The sequence below is a fragment of the Marinomonas hwangdonensis genome, from assembly GCF_003721245.1.
GTDB classification, from domain to species: Bacteria; Pseudomonadota; Gammaproteobacteria; order Pseudomonadales; family Marinomonadaceae; genus Marinomonas; species Marinomonas hwangdonensis.
The window spans coordinates 410702-428028 of record NZ_RIZG01000001.1; the positions used below are offsets into that span (position 1 = coordinate 410702).

The window sequence follows — 17327 nt, forward strand, 5'->3', positions numbered from 1 at the left end:
ACGTTAGTCTGCCAATAGCATCGATGGTTGGTTTACAGTGAGTTTGGAATCGGCTGGAGAGCAATGGATATGCGTGATAGTGAACTTGATTATTGCTAGACCTTGTGCTTTCTTTAAACCATCTGTTCTTAATTGCCCTGTCGCTTTAATAACTTCTTGTTTTAATGGCTTATTGCTCTGACAGTCTGCTGCATTAATGTCTTACTTTTGTAAGAACGCTTTGCGATTTTCGATGTCAAAAAATAATAACAACACGAGCCCTTTGCAAATTAGGGCTTAGAAAAGAGAGAGCTTGCATGTCGAATGACCATTTATATGATAGCGCGCCTTGGACACCGTTTTATGGTGTTGCAAAAAACGCTGTAACCTCCGCCGACAGTGTAGAGGAAACACATTTTTTTAGTATTCCCGCGATGATAGTGGCGGCTTCAGAAAAGTACAAAACCCAAACTGCATTCACAACCTGCATGCCCAACGGCATGAATGGTCATTTGACTTACGCCCAAGTCGACGAAATGTCAGATGCTTTTGCGGTCTATTTGCGGGAATCCTTGGGGTTAAACGCGGGTGATCGTGTCGCGGTGCAAATGCCGAATTGCTTAGCGTTACCCGTCGCGGCTTTTGGAATTCTCAAGGCGGGTTGTGTTTTGGTGAATGTTAATCCTTTATACACACGTCGAGAAATGGCGCACCAGTTTAACGATTCTGGTGCGACAGCCTTGGTTATAGTCGATATGTTTGCAGATAAACTGGAAGATATTTTAGCCAATACTTCAGTGAAACATGTGGTTTTGACTTCTATCTCGCAATGGTTTTCGCCGCTTATTCGTGGTGTTTTAAACTTGGTTCTCAAGTATTGGAATAAGGCAATTCCTAAGCACAATCTTAATGCTCAAAAGCTGGATGCGGCGATTGAGATAGGACGAAAACGCAAGGCTGAAAAGCGTCTTGACGTGGCAGCCTATTGGCAAGACATTCAACGAGAAGACACGGCCTTGCTGCAATATACGGGCGGAACCACAGGGGTTAGCAAGGGCGCTGAGCTAACCCATGGTAATTTGCTGAGTAACCTTGAGCAGGTAAATTCAGTGGCTGGTGGCCATATAGAAGCAGGTACAGAGTGCATTTTGACCGCTTTGCCAATCTATCATATTTTTGCTTTTACGGTGAATTTGCTGGCTTTTTATCACAAAGGCGCCCACAACGTCTTGGTGCCCAGCCCACGTCCTATCCAAAACTGCCAGCGCGCTTTTGATAATTACCCCATTACCTGGATTTCGGGTGTAAATACGCTGTTTAACGCCTTGTTAAACGAAGAATGGTTCACGGTTTACCCTCCTAAAACGATGAAGGTCGCGTTAGCGGGAGGGACGGCGCTGCATAAGTCAGTCGCAGAACGTTGGCGCACAGTGGTGGGAACCCCTATTGCTGAGGGTTACGGTTTAACGGAGAGTTCCCCTGTCATCTGTTTTAACCCAATCGGTCATGAGCGGGCAGACAGTATCGGTATTCCTGCTCCCTCTACAGAAGTGCGCCTTGTGGATGACAACGGGGTGACAGTAGGGCTAGGCGAGCCTGGTGAGATTATTGCTCGAGGCCCTCAGATAATGAAGGGGTATTGGAATAGGCCAGAAGAGACTGCGCAAACTCTGAAAGACGGTTGGTTATACACGGGTGATATTGGCACCATGTCTGAAGATGGTCATTTTCATATAGTAGATCGTAAAAAAGACATGATTTTGGTCAGTGGTTTTAATGTCTATCCCAATGAAGTGGAAGATGCCATTGCAAGGTTAACTCAAGTACAAGAATCCGCCGTGATCGGTGTACCGGATGACCAAACGGGGGAAGCGGTTCATGCCTATGTGGTGTTAAGGGAATCTGGTTTGAGCGCACAGGATATTATTAAGCACTGTAAAACAGAATTAGCGGCTTACAAGGTGCCTAAAAAAGTAGTGTTTAGAGAAGACTTACCCAAAACGCCAGTCGGCAAAGTGTTGCGTAAAGACGTTCGTGCCTCAGTTGTCAAAAGTGAAACGACAGCTCAACAATAATGAGAAAAAATTTGGTATCGGAGATAGGGCGTTATGCTAAGTCCATTTGAAGAAAGTTTGTTATCTATTATGATGGTGATCATCATGTTCGGCATGGGTGCATCATTGACTTTTAAAGATTTCAAGTTATCCATGCGTCACCCACAAGCCATTGGAGTCGGTTTTTTATCTCAGTATTTACTGATGCCTTTTATTGCTTTTGCCCTTGCGCGCCTGCTTGATTTGACGATTGAACAAACGGTAGGCCTCGTGCTGATGGGGTGTATGCCGGGCGGTACCACATCGAATATATTCGCCTATTTTTCCAAAAGCTTGCTCAGTTTGAGCATTATGATGACCATTTGTTCGACGTTGGCAGGGTTTATTCTTGTGCCAATGTGGATGGCGTTTTATACGCAAGGTATTGATGATGCGTTTCGTATACCTCCTGATCAGATTGCTCGTTTGCTATTTTTACTGCTTATTCCAACATTAATTGGCATGTGGTTGAGGCGCAAAAATGCCAATATTGGAGCCATCATTGAACTCATGGGCGGCTTGTTAGGAGCGGTGGTTATTGTCTTTATCGTTGTCACTTGGGTACCACGTAACTGGCGTTTATTGGCGGAGACAAGTTGGCAAGTTTATGCGGCGGTTATTTTACTTGGTTTATTCGGTTTCTTGTTTGGTTATATTTTCTCTAGACTACTGAGGCTAAACCCGCAAAAAGCTAGGACGGTTTCTATGGAAACAGGCATTCAGAACGGACCATTGGCTGCACTCATCGTCATTATGACTTTTACAGGCGAAACACAACAACTTATTTTATTGATACCTGTTATGTATTCGCTTTTTATTGTTTTGAATTCCGCTTGGGTGACGGTTATCTACCGCAAAATTACAAACAGAGAGGAGTCCGCGAGAGATCAAGCCAAAGTAGAACCCTCTTAGTAGGTTAAATGGGCCGCAGGCATCCCGAGAAGACACCCTGATTAAGTCAGTTTGCTAAGGTGGAATTGGTGGTTTTCCATCTCTTTTTTGAGTGGTTTTGATCATAAATGGGGGGATGTTGACCCAACTAACGCAGTGGATAATGGAATTAAGCGGTATGTTTACCTAAGCGCGTTGTGTTGTAAGCTTTATTGGTTGTTGGCGCTATTATTGCTTCGAATAATGGGCGATCCGTCATGATATTGAGTGGCTATACATTACATAAGGTAAGCTCTAATGAATAATAATAACGTTAAAAAAACTTCTTTTGGTCTCTTACTAAAGTCGCTTGTGGCGCCTGCTTTTTTATTGTTTTTTATGATAATGGTAGGGGGCTTTGCGGTTCAAAATTTGACCAGCGTCGGTCAAACTACACGCGTTATCACTGACAATATGGTGCCTAATACGGGGCGCGCAACGGAGATAATGCGCTCAATTTTTAATGAACGTTTGGCCCTATTTAATTTTAGGGCGAGTGGCGCTCTGGAAGATGCTCAAATCTTTAATACCGAACAGACCGAGACGCAACGTCTACTACAAGAAGCCAGTACCTACTTTAATGACCCACAACGCCAAGACCTATTACAAACCTTATCCGAGCAGCATGGTGTGTTTGGTCAGCATTTTTCTGAAGAGCTGGTTCCCGTTCATACTGAAATGATGGCTTTACGTGCTCATCTTTTGAATGAGCTTGCCCCAACGGCACGTCGTGAAATAGAGCGTTTGGTAGAGACAGCATTAGTGAGTGGTCGTTTGACTGAAGTTCGCATGGCCGTTTCGGCCCAAGGCATTGTTTTAAACGCCAGTACGCAAGTGGGTTTATTTTCTACTACCATGGATACCGCTTTTCAACGAGAAGCAACGTTATTGATTGAAGATGCCCGTTACACGATTGAAGATTACACCGAAATCGCGGGCTTAGACACACGCACCTTGTTGGCGGATTTAGCGAATACCTGGTCAGAATACGAAGCGGCTTTTGCTCAGATGGGGCAATTGGCTGAGCGTTATCAAGCCATACTGAATGATTCTATTCTGCCTCAGGGAGTTGAACTAACAGATGCCGCTTACGGTTTGCAGTTGGATATCTTTAGCGATCTGGAGTTAGAAGGGGCGCAAACTCAAGATAAGATTCAATCAAGCAGCCTGATTATGATGTTGTTAGTGGTTATTGCTGCGGTTGTTGGCTCTGCCATGGCTTACCTAATTACGCGTAGCGTGGTGAAGCCGATTCTTGCGGCAAGCCGTGTACTTGCAGATCTGGTGAAAGATCTGCGAGCAAAAAATTGCGATTTAAATCAACGCTTACCGGTTACTACCCGAGATGAAGTCGGTGTGCTGTCGCAGAATATTAATGAATTTTTGGCAACATTGCAGCCGGTTGTGAATCAATTTAGAGACAGTTCAAACACCCTTAGGTCGGCGTCTGATAAGTTGACTAAAGTTGCCGCCAAAACCCAAAAAGGGACGCAACAACAAAAGACCGAGACAGCCGACGTTGTCACTGCCATGATGCAGATGGAAACCACAGTGACGGATATTGCAAAAAGTGCTGCCGAAGCGCAGGGATTATCAGAGCAAGCGGATAAAGACGCCAATGACGGTAAGCAAGTGATTGATCAAATGGTTTCTAGCAGCCACGATTTGGCAGATCAGCTGAAAGAGATGGCCGATGGGATTGAGTCATTAGGAGAGCATACTGCTTCGATAGGACAGGTCTTAGAAGTCATTAAAAGTATTTCTGATCAAACCAACTTGTTGGCGCTCAATGCTGCGATTGAAGCCGCTAGGGCGGGAGAAAGTGGGCGTGGCTTTGCGGTTGTCGCTGACGAAGTCAGAACGCTTGCGAAGCGAACATTAGACTCCACCGTTGAAGTGCAATCTTTTGTTGATAATGTGCAAAAGGGTACCGCCTTGGTTGTACAGAAAATGCATACCTGTCAGTCTTCCAGTGAATCATCGGCAGATAATGTTGCCGCAGCCCATCAGGTGTTAAATATGATTACAACACGTGTGCAGATGATCAAAGACATGACCACACAAATCGCCAGTGCTGCTGAAGAACAAAGTTTAGTCTCCCATGAAATTAGGCAAAGTGTGGACCTTATTCGAGGCATCGCTGTAGAGTCTGCTTTGTCTGCTGAAAGCTCGTCACAGTCGGCGCAGGAAATGGAAGTGTTGGGAAAAGAGCTAAATCAGCTAGTTAGTCAGTTCAAATCCTAATACTTTTACCTAGAAGTGGATAAGAAGATAGACTAAGCTATATTTTTGATGTGGAGCGCAAGGCTGCGATCTTTGGAGGTAGTTTGTTGCGAAGTATCTTAGCTTTCTTACTTTTTGTTCCCTTTTTTGTTGGTCAAGTATACGCCAATGAATCTATTCGTTTACAGCTGAAATGGCAGCATGCGTTCCAGTTTGCTGGCTATTATGCCGCTAAAGAGTTGGGTTACTACGATGAAGCGGGTCTGAATGTTGAGATTGTTCCTGCGAATACCCAAACCGATGTGTACGATGAGGTAGCATCGGGACGGGCTCAATATGGAGTGGGTAACAGCGGCATTCTGATTCGACGCGACCAAGGCCTCCCACTAGTTGTACTTAATGTGGTGTTTCAGCATTCTCCGGCTGTGTTTATTGCGAAGAATAATATTATTACCCTGCATGACTGGCATACTAAAAACATCATGCTCGAAAAATCATCGGACGAGCTTCTTTTGTATCTTGAACGCAGTAGTCTGTCGACGGCTGATATGACCTTTATTCCACATTCTTTTGAACCCACTGATATTCTCAGTGAGAACGTGGATATTATGAGCGCTTATGTAACGAATGAGCCTTTTTTCTTAGCACAACAAAACATTCCTTTTAAAATTTTTTCTCCTCGTTCGATGGGGATCGATTTTTTTGGTGATAACCTATTCACTTCAGAAGCGGAGATCAAAAATCACCCAGAGCGGGTGGCAGCCTTTCAAGACGCCAGTATGCGAGGTTGGCAGTACGCTTTAGATAATCAAGAAACCGTTATTTCTTGGATTTTATCTCGCTACAAAAATACCTATTCAAGAGATTTTTTGCTTTACGAGGCGAGTGAAACATACAATCTGGTTGAGCCTAAGCTGGTTGAGCTTGGTTATATAAATGAATCTCGCTGGTATGGTATCGCGAAGTCTTATCAAGCACTTGGCAAATTAAGTGCAGAATTTTCGATAAAAAATGCCCTGTACACACCGACTGCTCCGCAAGATTGGCGCAAGGTAATCTTAGTGGTCGGTATCAGTTCTTCTATTATTTTGGCGTTAGGTGTGTTGGTCGTATTTGTGGTACGAACCAATAATAAGCTTGATCATGCCTTAAAAGACAGTCAAAAAGCTCGAACAGAAGCCCATAAACAAGCCAATTTGGACCCCTTAACAGAATTACCTAATCGACGTTTTTTCCAATCGAGACTGCAGGAATTATGTCGCTTTGCTAGTCAAGAGGGTTCCTGTTTTGCTTTGTTTTATCTCGATCTTGACCATTTTAAAGAGATCAATGATATACATGGTCATCAAGAAGGAGACAGAGTATTAAAAGAGGTGTCGGGTAGGTTGTTGCGCATTTTGCCGCTTGAATGTGAGTTAGCGCGCATTGGCGGAGATGAGTTTACTATTTTGTTGCCTAACTCCCCCACCGTTCCGAATTTGGAAAAGATTGCCGAAAAGATTCTAGCGTCTTTGCATGCGCCATTTAAAGTGGGCGCTGGCATGGACCTAGCCTATTTGTCAGCGAGCATTGGCATTACGTTAGGCTCCCGTGATGCAACGGATCCGTCTAGTTTATTGCAGTTTGCAGACGAAGCTATGTACAGCGCAAAAAAGCAAGGTCGCAGTCGTTGGTGCTTGTTTTCAAAATCACTGCACCAGGAAATGTTGGATCGCCAAAAATTACTAAAGGATTTGAGACTGGCAGTCAAAAATCAGGAATTATTTGTTGTGTACCAGCCTATTTTAGACTTACAAACTCAAACCGTTTGTAAGTTTGAAGCTTTAGTGCGGTGGCAGCATAAAGAGCGTGGGCTGATCGCTCCAGACACTTTTATTCCCTTGGCGGAAGAGTCAGGATTAATTATTCAAATCGGTGACTTTGTTTTTAAAGAGTCAATAAAACAGTTATCTGTTTGGCGAGAAACACGGCACCCTGATTTGATTATGAGCATTAACACGTCTCCTTTTCAATACGATGAAGCGGGTAAACATCTCAATCATTGGTACAGCTATCTGGAAGAAATGCAGGTGCCTGGTCAGGCGGTATTACTAGAAATCACAGAAAACATGCTAATACGAAACACGCAAAATGTCAGTCGGCAGTTGCTGTCGTTCCGTGATCACGGTATCAACGTGGCGCTTGATGATTTCGGAACGGGGTATTCTTCTCTTGCGTATTTAAACGAGCTAGACATTGATATCATTAAAATTGATAAAAGCTTTATTCGTGATTTAGACAAGGGGGCGGCTTCTCAAGCTTTATGTGAAGCCATCATTAGCATGGCGCACAAGCTGAATCTCAAAGTGGTTGCCGAAGGCATTGAAACACAAGAGCAAGCCTCTGTGTTGTCAGCTTATCGCTGTGATTTTGGGCAGGGTTATTTATTTGCTAAACCTTTATCGGCGTACGATGCGACGTTGTTCTTGCGTAACTCATTTCCTCAGTGACCCGTCTAATAGACCGACCATAAAGGTGAAAGACATTGGCTTAGTATGGCTGGTGGGTAATACATTGATTACTTCTTAAATTTCTTTAGAATCGGCACATTATTTTTAAGACAGTAAGGATGATATATGACTTCGCTCACAATTCTTGATGGCGGCATGGGCCGTGAACTTGAGCGCTTAGGAGCCCCTTTTAAGCAGCCTGAATGGTCGGCTCTTGCTATGATAGAGGCGCCAGAAACGGTTAAGCAAGTGCATAAATCTTATATCCTTAGCGGTTCTCAAGTGATAACCACCAATAGCTATGCTCTAGTGCCTTTTCATATTGGTGAAGAAACGTTCGCACAAGACGGTCGTCGTTTGGCTGAACTGTCTGGTCAGGTAGCGCGTCAAGCGGCTGATGAAAGTGGCTTTACGGTTCAGGTCGCGGGTTCTTTAGCGCCTTTGTTTGGTTCTTATCGAGCGGATCTGTACAGAGCGGAACGAGTAGAGTCGTTAGCGGTTCCCTTGATTGAATCACTTCAACCTTATGTGGATGTTTGGTTGTCTGAGACGCAAAGTTTGATTGATGAAGTCATACGAGTAAAAGCTTTAGTGGATCACATAGATCAAGATAAAAAGCCATTTTGGGTGTCCTTTACCTTGGAGGATTCTGAGCCGACGTCGACGCCTTTATTGCGCTCGGGTGAAACGGTTGAGGAAGCGGTAAAAGCCATGCACGCCATTGGCGTAAGCGCTATCTTATTTAACTGCAGCCAGCCGGAAATCATTGGTGAGGCGGTGCAACTCACGAAAGCCACACTTCATACATTAAATGCGGATCACATTCAAATAGGTGCTTACGCTAATGCCTTTCCACCACAACCTAAAAATGCCACAGCAAATGAAGGTTTGGACGAATTAAGAAAAGATTTAACGCCTAAAGATTATCTAGCATGGATAAAGCAATGGCACCAAGACGGTGACACATTAATCGGAGGTTGTTGCGGCATTGGGCCCGAGCATATCAAAGCGACCGCTGAGTACAAAGAGGGAAAAAGCTAAAATAACGGTCAGTGACGCGCCAAAAGTAGCACAGGTTAAGAGCATTAAAAACGCTATCAGCCTGTGCTTTTTTGTGGATGCTGATTCAATCTATTCTAGAGGACACTTTTCAACTAAAGCCAAAATTAATACGTATCGTTTTCCGAACGCACCTGAACTAAGGTAGACCCGTCAAATGCCACATCGATATTGAATACAATCGGCCGACAACAAACTTGACAGTCTTCTATGTATTCCTGACTTTCATCGAGTACTTCAACGACCACATCTATAACCTCCCCACAATAAGGGCATGAAATGTCTTGCTCTAAAAGCTCACTCATAAAAACCTCTTTTAATAAGTAATGTCTAAAAAAATAGACAAACATGACAGGTGTATGGCCCGAATAACCGTTGGTTAACAGGTTAAATCTAGTGCATTCAGGCCAATACCACAGGAATTTTTTACAGTATTACTTTATAAAATTTGCTTTTCTGGCTTGATGCAGTTTTTTATAGCTTTCGATAAGACGTAAATGCGGTTCAATGCCTTCGAGTTGCATGCTGGTTTTGCTCAAACCGTAAAAACGTACCTCGCCGGTGACGGAACCCACGACGTTTTCAATAACGTCTTTGCCAAACATACGGCTGAAGTTATGGATAAAATCGTCCAGTTCTAGGTCTTCATCTAGGGTGACTTCCAATACGCAATTCATCGCTTGATAGAAGAGACCGCGTTTTGCTGTGTTGTCGTTAAACTGCAGAAATTCACCCACCAGTTCGAGCGCTTCTTCGTGTTCACCAAGAGCTAAATAGATGAGGATTTTCAGCTCCATGATAGTCAGCTGGCCCCAGACGGTATTGTCATCGAAGACGATGCCAATCAAGGTGGCAATGTCTGTGTAGTTGTCCAGTTGGCTTTCTTCAAGACGATTCACCAATTTAGCCAGCTGTTTATCACTGAGTATATGCAGGTTTAAAATGTCTTCGCGATAATCCAGTGCTTTGTTGGTGTTGTCCCACACTAGGTCTTCTACTGGGTAGACTTCGGAATAATCGGGAACCAGAATCCGACACGCCGAGGCGCCTAAGTCACTAAGTTCGGCAACATACACTTCTTTGCCTAGGTCTTCTAAGATGCCAAATAGGGCGTCAGCCTCTTCTTGGCTGGTGCCAGAAAAGTCCCATTCACAGAAGTCGTAGTCGTGTTTGCTGCTAAAGAAGCGCCAAGAAATGACGCCTGTTGAGTCAATAAAATGCTCGACAAAGTTTTCTGGCTCGGTCACGGCCATGCTGTTAAATGTCGGCTTGGGTATGTCGTTTAAGCCTTCAAAGCTGCGTCCTTGTAATAATTCCGTGAGGCTGCGTTCTAAGGCCACTTCCAAGCTTGGATGGGCGCCAAATGAGGCAAACACGCCGCCTGTTTTTGGGTTCATTAGGGTGACATTCATCACAGGGAATTGGCCACCAAGCGAGGCGTCTTTTACCACAATGGGAAAGCCTTGTTCTTCCAATTCTTTGATGCCCGCAAGGATGCTTGGGTATTTTTCCAATACTGCCATTGGCACATCAGGACAGACAATTTCGTCTTCAATGATTTGGCGTTTAACGGCGCGTTCTAAAATTTCTGACAAACATTGCACTTGCGCTTCTTGCTGATTATTTCCCGCGCTCATGCCGTTACTTAGAAACAGGTTTTCGATAAGATTCGACGGGAAGTACACCGTTTCGCCATCGGATTGACGTGTATAAGGAATGGTACAAATGCCGCGTTTTTTATTGCCAGAATTGGTATCGATCAAGTGCGAGCCGCGAAGCTCGTCGTCTGGGTTATAAATAGCCAAACAGTAGTCGTCTAAGATACCTTCTGGTAAGGAATCGTCTTTGGTGAGGGCAAACCATTTTTCATTCGGGTAGTGGACAAATTCGCTGTTGGCGATGTCGGTACCAAAGAATTGATCATTGTAGAAAAAGTTGTTGTTCAAACGCTCAATAAACTCACCCAGAGCGGAACACAGGGCACTTTCTTTGGAGGCGCCTTTGCCATTGGTAAAGCACATAGGCGATGCGGCGTCACGAATATGCAGTGACCAAACGTTTGGTACTATATTGCGCCATGAAGAGATTTCAATCTTCATGCCGAGGTCGGCGAGCATGGCGGTCATATTGGCAATGGTTTGCTCTAGTGGTAAGTCTTTACCAAGAATCACTGTACTCGTCGAGCCATCAGGCTGTCCCATCAACATGGCGTTAGCGTCTGCGTCTAGGTTGTCAACGGTTTCAATTTTAAACTGTGGCCCAGTCTGCACCACTTTTTTTACGGTACAACGATCAATAGAGCGCAAAATGCCTTCACGGTCTTTGTCAGAAATGTCGTCTGGTAATTCGACTTGAATTTGGAAGATTTGGTTGTAGCGATCTTCTGGATCGACAATGTTGTTTTGTGACAAGCGGATGTTGTCGGTTGAGATATCACGAGCTTTGCAGTAGACCTTGACAAAATACGCCGCACACAAAGCAGAAGACGCTAAAAAATAATCAAATGGACTGGGCGCAGAGCCATCGCCTTTGTAACGGATCGGCTGATCGGTAATAACGGTAAAATCGTCAAACTTGGCTTCAAGTCGCAGATTGTCGAGAAAATTAACTTTGATTTCCATTGAATAGGTCCACTTTAGATGCGAGGTGCTCCCTCCAAACCTTTGATTGTCTGGGGTGAGCCAATAATGAGGATTATCAAGGATAGAGAGGGCAGAGTAAAATTAAATCGTTTATCTAACAAACTTAGAGCTGCTTTAGAGTATCTATAACACATAGCTATATCCTCAAGAGGCACATAGTTTATTGGTACAGCAATAGTAGTTTGCTACTTCGTGTTTTTTAAATTTTAAGTATTAAGTGCCTAACTCGGCTTTTATTATGATAAATTAATAATTTAAACATCAGATTGAGCAGGTTAAGTAGATTATGCTGCGAGGCTTCGACACATTTCGAAAGCGCATTACTTTATTATCTGGAGGCTTGTTACTTTCTCTAAGTTTTGTGCTGGTCACCTCTTTCTATCAACTGACTTCTACACGTCTTTCGAATGCCAGCGGTGAATCTTTGGTGAGCCTCAGTCAATCGATTTCCAATATGTTGTCGGCCAATTTACTGGAGCGTGAGCGTGAGATCCGTTTACTCAGCAGGCGGACTTCTCTGTATGAAAATCAAGACTTAAGTGCGTTGCAAGATGCTATTGATGAGATAAGAAACTCTTATAAAGATTATGCTTGGATTGGTTTTGCTAATGCAAGTGGCACAGTTATAGCTTCAGGGAACGGTATATTGAAAGGCGTAGATGTCAGTCAGCGGCCTTGGTTTATCCATGGACGCTCAGGTCCTTTTGTAGGTAACGTTCACGAGGCATTATTGCTTGAAAACCTAATGCCTAAGCCTAAAGACGGTTCACCAATTCGATTTGTTGATTTTGCGGCTCCTGTGATGGGAGAAAACGGCGACTTCAAAGGCGTGGTTGCTACCCATGCAGATTGGTCTTGGGTTAGAGAGGTTTTGTTATCGTCTTTGACTGAAGCTTCGAAAAGAAAAGGTATCGATATTTTTATTATCGATAATGATAAAAAAATATTATATCCAGACAGTAATTTATTCAGCAATATCGAAGTGCCAAAACCTTTACCTAAAGATGGTCAATTTAAATCTCTTATTTGGCAAGATGAAAGTGAATATCTGACAAGTTTGGTATCATTAAATTCTTCAGAATCGTCGAATCTTGGTTGGCAAATTGTCTTACGTCAACCGCTTTCTAGTGCTATGTCAGCGGTGAAAGAAGTTCATACGCTTTTACTCTTTTTAGGTGTGTTTGCAACTTTACTTTGTATGCTACTAGCCTATCAGTTTGCTAGTACATTAAGTCGCCCGCTAGAGCGTTTGGCTCAGACTGCGAAAAGCATTCAACAAGGCAATCGTAAGGAGACTTTTCAAGATGGTAGCCAGCTGACTGAAATTGCTAGCCTAAGTCGTTCTTTAGAGGAAATGATGTCTTCTTTGTTGGTTAGAGAGCAGTCTTTAATGCAGATGAACCTCACGTTAGAAACAAAAGTGCAACACCGAACAGCTGAATTGGAGGCTAGCAATCGGTCCTTAAAAGAAGCAGTGCGACTAGACCCGCTAACACATAGCTATAATCGCTTAGCTTTAGACGAAGCTTTGCTTGATGAATATCGATTAGCGAAAGAGTTGAAGCGTCCGTTTGCCGTTATTATGGTTGATGCGGATCACTTTAAAAAAGTGAACGATACTTATGGTCACACCATCGGAGATATCGTTCTTCAAAAAATAGCTAAGTTGTTTGCTGGAGTGGTTGGGATAAAAGGAATGGTCGCTCGATTTGGTGGTGAGGAGTTTACTGTGTTATTGCCAGATACTGGTGGCCCAGAAGCTAAAGATATGGCTGAAATGTTGCGCGAAGCGATTGAAAAAGAGGAAATGACTGAAGGTCTATACATTACTGCGAGTTTTGGCGTCGCTCTTTATGAGATAGATGACAATCACTATGAGCAAGTGCTCAATCGCGCTGATTCTGCACTTTATAAAGCGAAAGAAACAGGCAGAAATCAAGTGGTTATGAGTAATAAATAGAGATCTTAAGATTAGTGTTTAAGGCTTTATCTTGATATTAACTTACTTGCTCTAAGAAAACCGGATAGTTACTTTTAATATTCAATAGAAATTACGTTTCACAAAATAGGGTGAACTGCGCTACCTTTTTTCGGCTTCGGCTTCGGCTTCGGCTTCGGCTTCGGCTTCGGCTTCGGCTTCGGCTTCGGCTTCGGCTTCGCGTTCTGCTTCTGCGTGTTCTGCTGCCCAAACTCCAGCGGCTTCAACGGCAACAGGAGACGATGTGGGCGTGACACCAAGGTAGCTTTCAGTTTCTTCCAGAGGAATACTGGCCCGTTGAGTCATTCGATATAGGGCATAAATTGCAATCACACCAAAGGTAATGCCAATAACAGGCCAGAAGGCAAAAGGCCCCGCCGTTTGCATGGCCCAGCCTGTCACAAGAGGCCCACTGATTGCTCCTAAGCCAAAAGTGAAAACCAGTCCGCCAGACGCTGCTGGCATATCTTCGGCGGATAAGGCGTCATTGGTATAAGCCAGAAATAGTGCATAAAGTGGCGTGGTAACCCCGCCCGCCAAAAAAGCCGCCAGCATGAGTGCATTGATATTGCCTTCTGAAAGCCACCCTATACTGCACGAAGCAGCGCCCAATACTGATGCCAATAAAATGAGTTTACGTCTATCCATACGGTCAGACAGCCAGCCAATAGGGTATTGCAGCACCAAGGCACCAGCAAACAGCATAGCCACAAATAAGGCTATCTGCGCTGTGGTTAAACCGATTTGTGCGCCAAACACCGCCCCCATACCCGACTGCGTGGCATAAACACTGCCGAGTAAAAAGATACCGACGGTTCCCAGTGGCGAGGCAGAAAAAAGATTGCGAAGATTCATTGGCCGTGCGACTTCAACACTCGGGGCTGGGGTGACAGACAAAAGAATGGGGGCAAAGGAGACAGACACTAAAATCGAAGCGCCGATAAATAAAGCAGATGTGGCGGCATCCCCTAAGGTTAGCAAGCCCTGAGCCCCAATGATGCCTACTGTCTGAGCTATCATGTAAGCCGATAAAATCTTGCCACGATTCTCGTTAGTGGCGGCGTAATTTAACCAGCTTTCTGCGGTCACATAGATGCCAGACATGCAGAAGCCAATTAAAATGCGGAGCAGCGTCCATGCCCAAGGCTCGCTGATCAAAGGGAAAGCGATCAAACCTGCCGACATAAAACTGCCCAATGCCGCAAAAACTCGAACATGGCCGACGCGTTTTATTAACACTGGTGAAAAGCGCGCACCAGATAAGAAGCCGACAAAATACCCAGAGGTAATGATGGCTAACTCGGTGGCGCTGAAGCCCTCTATGCCACCGCGAACACCAATCAAAGTAAAATGCATGCCATTACCCAGCATGATAAGCACAATGCCTAATAATAAAGGCCAGACACCAGACAACATTTTGACCATTTTTCGGCTCACTCGAAAAAAAAGAGGTTAGGAGCGTGTCGTGTCGTTTTAAAAAACGTAAGAATCACGATTCACAATAAGTGGAAGTGTGTCATGGCCCCAAATCAGAATAAGAGATAAAAGCGTCACCAACGGGGCGTTTAACGACAGCGTTAAGGGAACGCCTTAACCTTTTATGTAGTAGCCCATGCCACGCTTGGTTTTAATTAATGGTGTACAGAAAGGGTCATCAATTTTTTTGCGCAGCCTGCGCATATACACATCCACAATATTGGTTAAAGGGTCTTGGTGTACTCCCCAAACATTCGCCAGAATACGCTCACGACTGAAAATTCGTTTTGGTGTGTTCATCAGCAATTCTAAAATACTCAGCTCTTTGGCGGTCAATTCAATCGTCTGATCGGCTCTTGTTACCTGCATAGTATCCAAACACAGTGATAAATCTCCCACTTGAAGAGCCCGGTGGCTACTTTCTACATGGTCGCGGCGATATAAAGCGTCTAAACGAGCTAGCAATTCATCAAAATGAAAGGGTTTACCAAGGTAATCGTCGGCGCCTGTTTGTAGGCCCTTAATGCGTTCGTCCACATCACTCAATGCGGACAACATTAAAATACGCACCTTAATGCCAGCCGAGCGGATTTCTTTACACAGGGTTAAACCGTCGATATTGGGCAACATGCGATCTAAGATAATCACATCCAGCTCACAGCTTTTTATGGTGTTAAGTGCGTATTGACCATCATTTAAAACGTGAATTTGATGACCTTCTGCGGTTAATCCTCGTTCGATAAAACTGGCTACTCGGACATCGTCTTCAATTAATAAAATTCTCATATATCACCGTCCTCCTCTAAGGGAAAGGTTAGGTATGCCGTGGTGCCGATTTGAGTTTGGCTCGTTAACACAATACAGCCGCCTAGTTGTTGGCAGATGCTATGGGCGAGAGTCAGTCCTATGCCTAAACCATCAGGTCGCGCACGTTTACCGTTTTCGGCGCGAAAATAACGCTGAAAAATATGCGGTAAATCGTCTGCTTGTATGCCAATACCCTGATCGTATAACTGAATCTGCCACTGTGACTCTAAAATAGTCAGAGTCAGGCTAAGAGGGTGTTTTTGGGGATCGTAGCGCAGTGCATTATCGACGATAATTCTAATTACCATCAGTAACTTGTCTAGGTCCATATAAGCGTTAAGGTGTTCCCAATGGGAATGGTTTGGTGCTTCTATGCGTAATTCAACCTGCTGTGGTTTGACTAACAGCTGGGCTTGCCGAACCACAGCGTGCCATAGGGCTTGTAATGACATAGCCACACGTGTTGGTTGGAACAGTTTCTCGTCATGACGAACCAGCATAAGTAAATCTTCTATTCGATACGCTAAATACCCTGCGGACTCGTTGATGCGCTGCAATGCTTGTTGGTATTCCATTGGGCTGTTGTTGGGGTTGCGCAAAGTTACTTGCGCTTCACCTAGAATAGCCGTGGCTGGCGTGCGCAGTTCATGACTCACATTGGCAAAAAACTCTTTTTGCTGGTGTTTGGCCTTTTCTAAGCTTTCTAAGGCTTGCGCTAGAGCTTCGGTACGCGCCTCGACTTCGGTTTCGATTAACTGGCGTGAGCTTAGCTCTTGCTTTTGTGCTTGCTCTAGACTCACTGCCATGTGGTTGAAATGTTTCGCAAGGATTTTTAACTCAGTTGGGCCGCTTTCTTCAATGCGATGGCTCAAGTTGCCTTGCTCAATGGCCGTGGTACTTTGCACTAAGGCGGCTAAGGGCTTGGACAAGGTACGCAACAACCAAACTCCCAACATGGCCCCTAAAAGTACCCCGATAGACGCCAAGCTCAGCACCACGATTTTTAGCATAGAGAGGGCATCAACCGCAGTTTGCTCATAGCGTTCGGTGCGTTCTTTTTGCAGCGTAATGGCTTGATCAATCAGTTGTCGAAGATCGGTATCTTCAACACGATCAAAGGTTTGGCTTATTAGGGTCCAGCCATCATCATCGGAATGTATTTTGGCGATATCCCAAGAGCGTAAGGCATTTTTTAAGCGTTCTAAGTTTGTTTCAAATAAGTAGATCACCTTTATTTGTTGCGTTATCTCAGCAAAATCTTGTGTTGTTAGGCTGTGTTGCTGGGCTTGTGCGGTAAGTTGGTTTAACTGGCTGAGCAGATTGTCTAAGGTTTGAAAGCGGACATCACGCTTTAAGGTGCTACCATCTTTCAGTAACAAATATTCCGCTAGCCAGATTTTTAATTGTTGCTTTTCCGTACCCAGTTGCATCAGGTGCTGAAGAATTTGATTGGATGTTTGGCCACGTTGAATGTGATCGGTTGCTACTTTATTTGACCAATAGGCCGCACCAGCTTGAGCCAGGATAAATGATAATAACAGGGCCAGTACCAACGACAGTTTGTAGCGAAACACATTTATCTCCAGCCAACCAAGTTTGAATATTCAGCAGAGTAAACGATTCCGCTATCAGCGGTAAACACTGTTCATCT

The 17327-nt window shown here is 44.3% G+C and carries 11 protein-coding genes; 6 read left to right on the top strand and 5 right to left on the bottom strand.

Features of this window, described 5'->3' with window-relative positions; all coding sequences use genetic code 11:
• The first annotated feature begins 296 nt into the window (after nt 1-296).
• The 5 genes from EBI00_RS01875 (at nt 297) to EBI00_RS01895 (ending at nt 8755) form a co-directional block, all read left to right on the top strand.
• Nucleotides 297-2054, top strand: a complete 1758-nt coding sequence (locus EBI00_RS01875) for an AMP-binding protein (RefSeq protein ID WP_123094218.1) — start codon at nt 297-299, stop codon at nt 2052-2054.
• Nucleotides 2055-2087: 33 nt separating this feature from the next.
• The gene (locus tag EBI00_RS01880) at nt 2088-2984 is read left to right on the top strand and encodes a bile acid:sodium symporter family protein (RefSeq protein ID WP_123094219.1); all 897 of its coding nucleotides are present in this window, start codon (nt 2088-2090) and stop codon (nt 2982-2984) included.
• A 276-nt stretch (nt 2985-3260) separates the two neighbouring features.
• Nucleotides 3261-5246, top strand: coding sequence for a methyl-accepting chemotaxis protein (locus EBI00_RS01885; protein ID WP_123094220.1), 1986 nt, complete (start codon nt 3261-3263; stop codon nt 5244-5246).
• Nucleotides 5247-5329: 83 nt separating this feature from the next.
• Nucleotides 5330-7714, top strand: coding sequence for an EAL domain-containing protein (locus tag EBI00_RS01890; protein WP_148039060.1), 2385 nt, complete (start codon nt 5330-5332; stop codon nt 7712-7714).
• 126 nt (nt 7715-7840) lie between these two features.
• The gene (locus EBI00_RS01895) at nt 7841-8755 is read left to right on the top strand and encodes a homocysteine S-methyltransferase family protein (RefSeq protein ID WP_123094222.1); all 915 of its coding nucleotides are present in this window, start codon (nt 7841-7843) and stop codon (nt 8753-8755) included.
• Between the two features lie 125 nt (nt 8756-8880).
• Here EBI00_RS01895 and EBI00_RS01900 read toward each other — a convergent pair whose 3' ends face one another.
• The gene (locus EBI00_RS01900) at nt 8881-9078 is read right to left on the bottom strand and encodes a CPXCG motif-containing cysteine-rich protein (RefSeq protein WP_123094223.1); all 198 of its coding nucleotides are present in this window, start codon (nt 9076-9078) and stop codon (nt 8881-8883) included.
• 129 nt (nt 9079-9207) lie between these two features.
• On the bottom strand, nt 9208-11394 hold the full coding sequence (locus EBI00_RS01905) for an OsmC domain/YcaO domain-containing protein (protein WP_123094224.1): 2187 nt from the start codon (nt 11392-11394) through the stop codon (nt 9208-9210).
• 307 nt (nt 11395-11701) lie between these two features.
• Between EBI00_RS01905 and EBI00_RS01910 the strand changes: the two genes are divergently transcribed.
• Entirely contained in the window at nt 11702-13375 is a 1674-nt protein-coding gene (locus EBI00_RS01910; protein WP_123094225.1) for a GGDEF domain-containing protein, read from the top strand.
• 120 nt (nt 13376-13495) lie between these two features.
• Here EBI00_RS01910 and EBI00_RS01915 read toward each other — a convergent pair whose 3' ends face one another.
• The 3 genes from EBI00_RS01915 to EBI00_RS01925 form a co-directional block, all read right to left on the bottom strand.
• On the bottom strand, nt 13496-14818 hold the full coding sequence (locus EBI00_RS01915) for an MFS transporter (protein WP_123094226.1): 1323 nt from the start codon (nt 14816-14818) through the stop codon (nt 13496-13498).
• A gap of 165 nt (nt 14819-14983) precedes the next feature.
• Nucleotides 14984-15655 carry a response regulator transcription factor gene (locus EBI00_RS01920; protein WP_123094227.1) on the bottom strand — a complete coding sequence of 224 codons (672 nt, stop codon included), beginning with the start codon at nt 15653-15655 and terminating at the stop codon, nt 14984-14986.
• Entirely contained in the window at nt 15652-17250 is a 1599-nt protein-coding gene (locus EBI00_RS01925; protein ID WP_123094228.1) for a sensor histidine kinase, read from the bottom strand. The genes EBI00_RS01920 and EBI00_RS01925 overlap by 4 nt, the downstream gene beginning before the upstream one ends.
• Nucleotides 17251-17327 lie beyond the last annotated feature (77 nt).

Excerpts from the sequence above, each read along its gene's own strand:
- EBI00_RS01875 (WP_123094218.1), top strand. The coding sequence starts at position 297 with ATGTCGAATGACCATTTATATGATAGCGCGCCTTGGACACCGTTTTAT.
- EBI00_RS01880 (WP_123094219.1), top strand. The coding sequence starts at position 2,088 with ATGCTAAGTCCATTTGAAGAAAGTTTGTTATCTATTATGATGGTGATC.
- EBI00_RS01885 (WP_123094220.1), top strand. The coding sequence starts at position 3,261 with ATGAATAATAATAACGTTAAAAAAACTTCTTTTGGTCTCTTACTAAAG.
- EBI00_RS01895 (WP_123094222.1), top strand. The coding sequence starts at position 7,841 with ATGACTTCGCTCACAATTCTTGATGGCGGCATGGGCCGTGAACTTGAG.
- EBI00_RS01900 (WP_123094223.1), bottom strand. The coding sequence starts at position 9,078 with ATGAGTGAGCTTTTAGAGCAAGACATTTCATGCCCTTATTGTGGGGAG.
- EBI00_RS01905 (WP_123094224.1), bottom strand. The coding sequence starts at position 11,394 with ATGGAAATCAAAGTTAATTTTCTCGACAATCTGCGACTTGAAGCCAAG.
- EBI00_RS01910 (WP_123094225.1), top strand. The coding sequence starts at position 11,702 with ATGCTGCGAGGCTTCGACACATTTCGAAAGCGCATTACTTTATTATCT.
- EBI00_RS01915 (WP_123094226.1), bottom strand. The coding sequence starts at position 14,818 with ATGGTCAAAATGTTGTCTGGTGTCTGGCCTTTATTATTAGGCATTGTG.
- EBI00_RS01920 (WP_123094227.1), bottom strand. The coding sequence starts at position 15,655 with ATGAGAATTTTATTAATTGAAGACGATGTCCGAGTAGCCAGTTTTATC.